General features: G+C 44.4%; 10 protein-coding genes. All 10 read left to right on the top strand.

All coding sequences use genetic code 11. The annotated features are described in order from the left end of the window. Positions 1–113 precede the first annotated feature (113 nt). Positions 114–305: an AlpA family transcriptional regulator gene (locus tag IM317_RS22935; RefSeq protein ID WP_033146117.1), complete on the top strand. Its 192-nt coding sequence runs from the start codon at positions 114–116 to the stop codon at positions 303–305. Next, positions 302–1,153 (top strand): hypothetical protein, encoded by an 852-nt coding sequence (locus IM317_RS22930; RefSeq protein WP_033146116.1) that lies wholly within the window; start codon positions 302–304, stop codon positions 1,151–1,153. The genes IM317_RS22935 and IM317_RS22930 overlap by 4 nt, the downstream gene beginning before the upstream one ends. Before the next feature lie 14 nt (positions 1,154–1,167). Next, positions 1,168–2,172 (top strand): P2 family phage major capsid protein, encoded by a 1,005-nt coding sequence (locus IM317_RS22925; RefSeq protein WP_033146115.1) that lies wholly within the window; start codon positions 1,168–1,170, stop codon positions 2,170–2,172. Positions 2,173–2,280: 108 nt separating this feature from the next. Next, a complete protein-coding gene (locus tag IM317_RS22920) occupies positions 2,281–2,853 on the top strand; it encodes a host cell division inhibitor Icd-like protein (protein WP_023325791.1) in 573 nt (190 codons plus the stop codon). Continuing rightward, entirely contained in the window at positions 2,850–3,089 is a 240-nt protein-coding gene (locus IM317_RS22915) for a hypothetical protein (protein WP_049015280.1), read from the top strand. The genes IM317_RS22920 and IM317_RS22915 overlap by 4 nt, the downstream gene beginning before the upstream one ends. Next, positions 3,079–3,489: a hypothetical protein gene (locus tag IM317_RS22910; RefSeq protein ID WP_033146114.1), complete on the top strand. Its 411-nt coding sequence runs from the start codon at positions 3,079–3,081 to the stop codon at positions 3,487–3,489. The genes IM317_RS22915 and IM317_RS22910 overlap by 11 nt, the downstream gene beginning before the upstream one ends. Beyond that, positions 3,486–6,173, top strand: coding sequence for a DUF927 domain-containing protein (locus IM317_RS22905; protein WP_033146113.1), 2,688 nt, complete (start codon positions 3,486–3,488; stop codon positions 6,171–6,173). The genes IM317_RS22910 and IM317_RS22905 overlap by 4 nt, the downstream gene beginning before the upstream one ends. Positions 6,174–6,459: 286 nt before the next feature. Beyond that, positions 6,460–6,732, top strand: coding sequence for an ogr/Delta-like zinc finger family protein (locus IM317_RS22900; RefSeq protein WP_033146112.1), 273 nt, complete (start codon positions 6,460–6,462; stop codon positions 6,730–6,732). A 590-nt stretch (positions 6,733–7,322) separates the two neighbouring features. Then, on the top strand, positions 7,323–8,759 hold the full coding sequence (locus IM317_RS22895) for an AAA family ATPase (RefSeq protein WP_193362534.1): 1,437 nt from the start codon (positions 7,323–7,325) through the stop codon (positions 8,757–8,759). Position 8,760: 1 nt separating this feature from the next. Beyond that, a partial coding sequence (locus IM317_RS22890) for a DUF4435 domain-containing protein (RefSeq protein WP_193362533.1) occupies positions 8,761–9,261 on the top strand: 501 nt, incomplete at its 3' end.

The following is a 9,261-nucleotide window of genomic DNA, read 5'->3' as shown; positions in this document are numbered from 1 at the left end:
GTATATAACCATCCAATGAGGACAAGTTATTACCATCATATTTAAAAAAATGACAAAGCTATGGGGTTTATATCTCAGGAATCCGCTGCATATAAAAAATTAAGCTTTTAAGAATGTCTGATGTTATTTCATTAACCGGCCTGCCGAAATCGACTATTTATTTAAAGATCAAAAATAAAGAATTTCCTAATCAGGTTCCTATTGGTACGAGGTCTGTTGCATGGGTAGAAGCAGAAATCAATGATTGGATAGAGAAAAACATTCAAAAAAGAAAAGAAAAATGCCAATGGGAAAATGTGAAATGACTAACACTAAATTAATTTCATTCAAGAATGAAAGCACTTCTATTCTTAATAGTTATCAGGTAAGTATTTTTAAAGAACAATATGGTGATTCTGCATGTATAATAAGAATCATCGAGATCTCTATGTTAAATAAACTGCGTCATAAAGGAGAGAAATTACGTTCTTTAACAGGGCTAACAATCCCCGATACGGAAGCGACTGCCGACGAAATTAATCTCTTAATGAGTCGATTTGAGGTACTATGTCAGCGTGAAGAAGAAGAGTTATCCTTCCGACAAAAGGATGTTAGCTCTGCCGAGTACGCATTAAAAAATGCAGGATTGAATGTTAACGCCAGAACAGTTTCTGAAGTAAAAAACAAAAATGCCGTGAAAGGGGCGCGTGATGCCTATGAACGGCAGTACCATTCTGCATTTTTACGGCAGAAAGAGCAGCAAACGCGGGTAAGTCTCTTCAGAGGATTCGGAAGTTTGTTACTTGAAGAAGCTGAACATATCGGGAAGAACGTTAGTAAAAAATATCTTAACTCGTTTTCCAGACCGTTAACTTCTCCCGCTGAGTTTATTAATGTTTTAAACGATGCGACTTTAGTTCGGGATGTGAGATTTATCTTGGATGCTCTATGCGCACTGGATAATTCAGTTGAGCACATTCTTAAATGTTGTGCATACCCAAATGACCGTTACGAACTGGAAAGAGGTGGGATAAGTCGAACTATGGCCTATCGGGAGTACTACCGCGCTGAAAATGCCATTCTTCGCTCCGTAGTAAGCGATCGTGAGTATGCAGAGCATGCTGTGAAATATAATCAGCTCTCTGAACACAAGAAAAAAATATTTCGTAAATAATAAAAGGATAAATCATGTATGCATTCAAAGCCGAAAGGCCGGACGCTGCACGCCGTTATCACAGTAAATTCGTATCTGGCACAAATTACCAGGAATCTTCAAACAGAAGATTTACATTAAGTAAACCAACAGAAAATATTTTGCGAAGCTCAATTCTTGAGTCTGGTTGGTTAATCAATAATATCACTTTGCGTGACGTAAATGCTGTTTCAGGTAATGCCATTAATATTGGAGCCAGCGAGTTACATACAGGACGAGTTCACGGCGGCAGATTCCGTAAGATGTTAGCGATAAATGGCACTGAATTTTTTCTGTCCGAAACGGACACGTGTGCAAGAATCAGCTATTTAGATATGTCACATATTTATCATACAGGTGCCCAGGGCGAATTTGAAAAATCGGTCAGTGCGTTTTTTAGTCAGGCTTATGCACTTGATATGTTGCGGGTTGGTTTTAATGGAGAGTCAATTGCCGATACGACTGATCCTCAGATCAATAAAAAAGGTGAGGACGTAAATATCGGTTGGCATGCGCTGGCAAAAGATTATCGAGATGGTCAGCAGGTTTTAAGCACCCCTCTAACCCTTGGAGATACCGGGGAATGGAAAAACCTCGATCTGCTCGCTAATCACCTCATTACTGAGTTGATTGCAGAGCCTTATCGGGAAGATCCGCGTCTGGTGGTTCTCGTGGGTGCCGAGCTTGCTGCTAAACAGCGTCTTAAGCTCTTCAACGCAGCTGATCGCCCGGCTGATGTGGATGCTGCGCAAATGGCAGTCAGTTCGATTGCCGGACGGTTTGCTTTTATCCCGCCGTTCATGCCGGGAAAACGTCTTGCGGTCACTACGCTGGATAATCTGCACATTTATACCCAGTCCCGAACCCGATCATTCCGGGCTGAGTTTGATGATGAGAAAAGTGAATACGTGAATTCTTATCTTCGTAATGAAGGGTATGCGCTGGGTGAACCTGAGCTTTATGCGGCTGTTGATGAGAGTGCGGTGACTTTTTCTGACTGAGACTATAGAAACAAAAAGACCCGCTAAAAGCGGGTCTTATGCACAGCAACAGGATAATGAAAAACCGAAACTTCGGTCTGCGGTTTAAGAATGCCAGGGTTTATCTATATGTTCAACACACAAGATTCGGTTATAAAATTCTTGCACCATGCTAAATGCTCGGGCTATATTCGCAGCGTTGCCGCAAAATCGGCAATCGGGCGTAGGAACCCGTGTTATCTGAAGGCGACACCACACGCGCCGAGCGTGTTTTTTTGTGTCGTAGCTTTGACTCACCCTTATTTTATGGTGTGGTGGTTAACCGTATCTATTCGTTATTTACGCCACATCATCCAAATTATGGTAGTCCAGGCGGGGCAGCTTTCGGGCTGGCCGGTATCCTTCAGAGCCGGTATTCCTACCCCCGTTTGGGCTACCACCCATGAGCGTAGGAACTCCGGTGGTAGCGTTACCCGCTATCTGAAGGAGATTGCCACCATGGCTACGATCCCTGCTTTGCCTCACCCTCAATTTACCTTTGTATTTCTCGCTGTTCGCCGTTCTGACTATGCCGCGCGTCCATTCGCTGTGCGTACTGTTGCAACCTGCGAGCGTGCTGCACGTCTGAAACTCGTTGCCGATTTTGTACTGAGCTTCGCCGCACGTATTCCGATGAACAATTTCGGGGAGGTGAACGCATGAACCATTTACCTATCACTAAATATGGTTGCACCTTGTCTGAAGCGGGCGAAAGCCGTCTTTTACGAGTTGCTCAGGCCAGCGATTTTCTTGCCGAAATTCTTTCAATGCCTGTAATGAGCGGAACGAAAACGATTTCAGCTGAAGGTGCCGCAGCGCTAATGGCATGTATTGCAGAACAGCTGGAAGGTGTAGTGAAGGAAACCAGCACCATGAAAGGAGAAAGCGATGCACGCTAATGTCGGGATCAACTCAACAGAATTTCGGGCGGCATTTCTGCGCTCCTGCATTGCTGACGCCTATATCTCCCTGATGCTGCGGATTAATGGGGAAGCTGTGTATATCGAGGATGGTGAGCGTATCGAACTGACACCTGAGCGTGTGGCCATGAATATTCTTTATCACATTGAAGCGCCCTGGATTAACGAATTCGGCCAGGAAGAGGGGAAACGCCTGGCGTGTGACGTTCTGGAGCGAATGCTGTCACCCGGTTACATGGCTGAAAATATTCGCCTTTCCGCATTTGGTGTTTCTGAGCTACGTGAAGTGTACCGGGACATCGTTTTCGGTGCGCCCGATGGAGAAGTACCTCCTGGTTTCAGCATTACCACTGCGGGAGTCGGGGAGGTACTGCTATGAAAGTTCAGTTTGTATCTGCGGTTTCGGGGGCAGCAAACGGGCGCTGGCCACACATCCTTTCCGCGTTAGGGATTAATGTTCCTTCCGCCCGACGCCACGGTGCCTGTCCGGCCTGCGGCGGAAAAGATCGCTTTCGTCTTGATGACAAAGAGGGGCGCGGAACATGGTTCTGTAATCAGTGCGGCAATGGCGATGGCCTTGATTTAGTCCGTCTGGTGACTGGGCGCTCAGTGAAGGAGGTCGCGGGAATGGTCTCTGAGGTTCTGGCCTTGCCTGAAGTACAGGATAAACCCGCTATGCCAGCCAGGAAAAAGGTGGCGGGAAAAGAGACAGGAGCAGACCGCTATCAGAAACTTAAAAAGTTGTCTCAAAACGGTGAATCAGCCTATCTGACCGGAAAGGGATTGCAGGGTTACTCTTTACCGCTTCTTACTGCTGCCATCAATCTGGCGGGGATGACTTTTCCAGCCGGGTCGCTGCTGCTGCCTTTAACTGACATCACCGGGAATGTTACAGGCGGTCAGCTTATTAACTCTGATGGTGATAAAAGTCTTTTACCCGGCAGTCAGCTGTCAGGTGCTTTTATTGCCGTGGCTGATGTTCCGTCTGATGCTCCAGAACAGGTCATTATCACTGAAGGATATGCCACTGCGTTGACGGCCAGCCTCCTGGCTGACGGTTGGATCGTTGCTGCCATTGCGGCCACAAATTTGGTGAAGGTTGCGGAGCAAATCCGCATTCGATGGCCGGACACCCGGATTATCCTGGCTGGAGATAACGATCTTGTTGACGGGAAAGAGAACACTGGCCGGGTATGGACTGAAAAAGCCGCGAAAGCCGTAGATGGTTGGGTAACGCTTCCTCCGGTACGTCATAAAGCCGACTGGGATGATTATCGTCAGGAAACCGGGAAGGAAAGGGCGCGTGAAGCCTTCCGGGAGGAAATGACATTGCACGGAAAAGGGCAAACCAGATTGCCGCAGGGGTTCAGGCTCACGAAAGAATATTTGTGGTACGACAAGCTGGTGAACAAATCAGATGGTGACACTGAGATCCGCAATATCAAGATTTGCAGCCCGCTGCGTGTGACAGCTATCACCAGCGATGCTGACGGCAGCAACTATGGCCGACTGCTGGAATGGGAGGACACCAACGGTATGAGCCGAAAATGGGCAATGCCGATGGAAATGCTGGGCGGCAGCGGAGAAGAGCTGCGGCGCGTACTGTTGGTCAATGGGCTTTCTTATATCAATATCAACGGGATGGCCAGAGCACACCTGATGGAATATATCTCCCTGTGCAAACCCGACAGAAAAGTGACCTGTGTAAATAAAACAGGCTGGCATGGCGGGGTTTATGTTCTTCAGGATGAAGTGATCGGCAAAGAGTCACAGTCTGTCATTCTCCAGACTTCCAGCGTTCAGGGGCGTGATTTTCGGGTTACGGGCACCACGGAAGAATGGCGGGAAAATATAGGTCGCTATTGCGTCAATAATGCCCGACTGGCCTTTGCCGTAAGCCTGGCATTCGCCGCGCCGCTTCTGAAGCTGGTTGGCATAGGTGGCGGCGGTTATCACCTGAAAGGTGAATCTACAGACGGTAAAACCACGACCATGAAAGTGGCTGCTTCGGTGTGCGGTGGTACGGATTTCTGGCATACATGGCGTGCTACCGGGAACGCGCTGGAAGGAACGGCCAGCCGCCGCAATGATGCCACACTGATGCTTGATGAGATCCGCGAGGTGGATGGCAGAGAGGCGGGGAATATTGCCTACATGCTGGCGAACGGCCAGGGCAAAGCCCGCGCCCGAACTGATGGTTCGGTACGGGAAACAAACCGCTGGAATTTGTTGTTTCTTTCCACGGGGGAGCTGTCACTGGTCGAGCACGCTGCCAATGCCGGAGAGCGAACCTACGCCGGGGTTGAAGTACGCATGATTCAGATCCCGAGTGATTCGGGCAAGCATGGAGTATTTGAGGAGCTGCACGGCTTTAGTGGTGGTAAAGCGCTGGCGGAGCATCTGGAACACGCCGTTATTCATTATCATGGCTCACCCTTCCGCGACTGGCTGCATTGCCTGACAGCCGATCTCCAGGAACTGACCAGCCAGGCGAAAGCGCTGCTGAAGGACTACACCCGCAGGTTGACACCAGCGGATGCAGGAAATCAGGTTGGGCGTGCTGTTACCCGTTTTGCGCTGGTTGCTATGGCCGGAGAACTTGCCACACAAGCCGGGATAACCGGATGGCCTGAAGGTGAGGCGTTCAGGGCTGCTGAGTGTTGCCTGGCCTCATGGATGGCTGATCGTGGGCATACCGCGAACCAGGAGGATAAAACCGCACTGGAGCAGGTCAGGGATTATATGACACGCAACCAGTTCAGCCGCTTCGCTGACTGGCACGACGACAGGAACCGTCCACTGTCGATGATGGGGTTCAGGAAAGTGGACAAGGGCGACAACGTGACAGAATCCACTGTGACCTTCTACGTATTGCCATCTGGCTGGAAAGAAATTTGTAAAGGGTTCGATTCGCGAAAGGTAGCCAGATTGTGTGTTGAGGCGGGCTGGCTGAAAGCCGGGGAAGACGGGAGAACGCAAAACAGCGTTCGCCTGCCAGAAATAGGGCTTAAGCGCGTGTACCAGTTTAATACGCAAGTACTGGGCAGCGCCGATACCGAATAGTTATCGCGTGAGTCTTATTTTTATGAGGTAACACTGGTAACAGAGGTAACAGAGGTAACAGGCAGTAATGACGAGGCTTACCACTGTTACCAGTCAGAAATATCAACTGGTAACAGTGGTAACAAAAATCAGTGTGTTACCACGCGTTACCTCTTTATTTGGCTCACTGGTAACAGATTAATTTCAATTAAATCAACGACGTTACACGTGTTACCAGTGTTACACGTTCAGAGCAAGAGGGAGGGAACCAAAATCCCTTCTTCTGGCAGGCAACAGAGGTTTAGCTATGCGAGTGATGAAAATTTACTGCCCGGAGTGTATGTCTGCGGCAACGGTGAGGAAAACAAACCGAAAGCACCCCAAATTATCAGATGTGTACTGTTATTGCTCAAATGTAGAATGTGGGCATACATTTGTGATGAACGTTTCCTTCTCACACACGATTAGTCCCAGCGCTTTGAGCGGTCAGGGACGGATTAAAGAGCTAATGGATGCCCTGCCACCGGACGAGCGTAAAAAAGCATTAGAACTCCTGTTGGCAGCCAAAGAGAGCCACTGAACGGTTCGCCGGGAGTAACTAAAATTTTCCCGGCTTCGGTTCATTAAATTTCAGCTGCTCAAGAAAAAATGTGTATAAGAATCAGTTTGTTAACTTTTAAGTGTGCCGTCAGTTATCATGAGAAATCTCGCCTAAAATTTTATATCTCTTTACTATCAATAGCTTAATTCAAGTGGTTACGATGTTGGAGTAAAGCTAAACTGAAAAAAGCTGAAATTCTTTTCACTCTTTTCAGTTCCCTGCTCGCTGTAAATCCCCAGTTGTGGCGCGGTCTGGCGCTATCATTTGTAAAAAATCCCAACTGAAAAATTTTTGCGATCTGAAAACCGCAGGTGGGTGCGGTGTAGTGCGATTTTGTCAACATTACACTTTTTGTATTTTAGGTCTAAGAAAAACCACCATTAATAACTTAATGGAATTTAAATTTTTTTTTTATTCCTTTTTGTGTGCGTGTGAGGTGTTTTTGATATTCGCAAAAAAAACAATTGTTTGGTATAAATATCTAAAGTTAGGGATAGTTCATGCAAAAGCATGCGTAAGTGTAGAGTAATTAATAGGCTAATTGCTTAATAAATCATATTGAGGGAATCATGAAAACTTTAACTGAGAATCAAAAATTACAGCATCCTAAAAGGATTTCTGCTGTTGTAATAAAAAAACTATTTGGTCTATATGATTATACTCTTCCTGGGGACAATATCTTCGCCAATATAGCAGTACTTTATGGAGAAAATGGAGTAGGCAAAAGTACTATGTTGAGAATGGTTTTTCATCTTTTGTCAGGGACTAAAAATCAATCGAGTTCTCACTTGCGGAGTTTATATAATATTCGGTTTGAAAAAATTACTGTTCTTATTGGTAATGATGTTGAGTTGAGCGCCACACAACTTAAGAAAAACAATAGTAAAGTAATGAAATTAAGTATTCAGGTTGGTGGTCTTAGTTTTGAATGGGATTACTCCCCGCACGAAAATCGTCTTATAAGGTTTGATGAGTCTGATGTTTTTGACGAGTACTATACTTCAATGGATTATAGTGGTTTAGAAGTGAGTATGGAAAGTTATGATTTATCAGAAATAAAACTTAATAAAATTAAAGATAAACAATTTAAAAATAGACTTGGATATTATTCGACATTAAGAAAAGTAGTTCCTGAGGTTTTTCTGCTTAACGCAGATCGTAGATTAGATGGTGATTCAATCGCAGATCCTGCTGATGAAGTACAGCTCCGCAGAATGGTTAATAATAAAGAGCCTCGAAGCATATATGGCTTGGTATCCCGTAGTCGTGAAATTGCATTAGCTCAAGCATTGAATTCCGCTCATAAATGGATATCTACAAAAGTTGTTGAGGGTAATAATTTAGGTGCAGAGAATGTACACTCTGTTTATATTAATGTTCTAAAACATCTTTCGACGTCAAGCCAGGTGTTTGATTTATCGGATGATAAAAATACTAAAGAGGGATTACTAAAGCGCTTAGAGGAGATTGATCTTCTTACAAAAAATTTATCAAAATATGAACTTGCTACTATATTAGATACACAGTCTTTTTTTACAGCTCTCTCGGATGAGACAAAGTCATATTATCATGTGTCTGTTGAACTCTTAAGTCCTTATATTGATAGTCTCGAAAGTAGGCTTAATGCATTAATACCTATTTACAATATTATCCATAAGTTCGTTACAACGATAAACGAAATGTTGACAGATAAAACTATTAGCTATAATTTAAAAACTGGGTTTTATATAAATAGCTCTCTTGGTGAAAAATTAGAACCTAACTATTTGTCTTCAGGTGAACAACAGTTGCTTCTTTTATTTTTATATGTATTGGTCGCACGTGACTCAAAAAGTCTCTTCATGATAGATGAGCCGGAAATATCTCTTAACATTAAGTGGCAGCGTAATCTAATTAAAGCACTTGTTGATATTACTGACGGCGAAAGCACACAGTTTATTTTTGCATCTCATTCAATGGAAATACTATCGGTTCATTTAGACAAAGTTATTAGATTGGAGCACTGAAATGAATGGGTTGCCAAGGAAGAAAATAACTGAACTGATCGCAAGGTATACTTTGGAACCAAATATAAAAGATATTTATGTTGAAGGTGACTTTGATAGAGATATAGTGAAGTATTGGTTTTCGGTAAATAAAATTGCTGAGCCTGTTGTTTTCCCAATAAAGGTAGTAGATATTCCAGATGATTGCCTTGAAAAATACAGTATGACGAGTGGGAATAAACAGCGTGTGATTGCATTATCTCGTGAGCTATCCTTATGTAAAGGACGTGGGTATGTTTGCCTTGTTGATCTTGACTATGATGAAATTAATAAGATAGAGTGGGGCGAAAGTTATGGCTTACAAAAAACAGATTATTGTTCTTTGGAGTTATATTATTATGAACCAGAACTTTTGCTAAAAATAATGATGGTTTGTGGTGTGGATATTCAAAATGAAAATTTATTCTTGACTTCATTTGAATCTGTTTTGCGAAAGATATTTTCTATTAGAGCTGCGCTGGAA

Source organism: Enterobacter cloacae complex sp. S3 (assembly GCF_014930495.1).
GTDB classification, from domain to species: Bacteria; Pseudomonadota; Gammaproteobacteria; order Enterobacterales; family Enterobacteriaceae; genus Enterobacter; species Enterobacter asburiae_B.
Note: the sequence above shows the minus strand (reverse complement) of the source record. Positions and strands in the feature narration are given on the sequence as shown.

Coding starts and splice junctions, on each gene's coding strand:
- IM317_RS22935 (WP_033146117.1), top strand. CDS start 114: ATGTCTGATGTTATTTCATTAACCGGCCTGCCGAAATCGACTATTTAT.
- IM317_RS22930 (WP_033146116.1), top strand. CDS start 302: ATGACTAACACTAAATTAATTTCATTCAAGAATGAAAGCACTTCTATT.
- IM317_RS22925 (WP_033146115.1), top strand. CDS start 1,168: ATGTATGCATTCAAAGCCGAAAGGCCGGACGCTGCACGCCGTTATCAC.
- IM317_RS22920 (WP_023325791.1), top strand. CDS start 2,281: ATGTTCAACACACAAGATTCGGTTATAAAATTCTTGCACCATGCTAAA.
- IM317_RS22915 (WP_049015280.1), top strand. CDS start 2,850: ATGAACCATTTACCTATCACTAAATATGGTTGCACCTTGTCTGAAGCG.
- IM317_RS22910 (WP_033146114.1), top strand. CDS start 3,079: ATGCACGCTAATGTCGGGATCAACTCAACAGAATTTCGGGCGGCATTT.
- IM317_RS22905 (WP_033146113.1), top strand. CDS start 3,486: ATGAAAGTTCAGTTTGTATCTGCGGTTTCGGGGGCAGCAAACGGGCGC.
- IM317_RS22900 (WP_033146112.1), top strand. CDS start 6,460: ATGCGAGTGATGAAAATTTACTGCCCGGAGTGTATGTCTGCGGCAACG.
- IM317_RS22895 (WP_193362534.1), top strand. CDS start 7,323: ATGAAAACTTTAACTGAGAATCAAAAATTACAGCATCCTAAAAGGATT.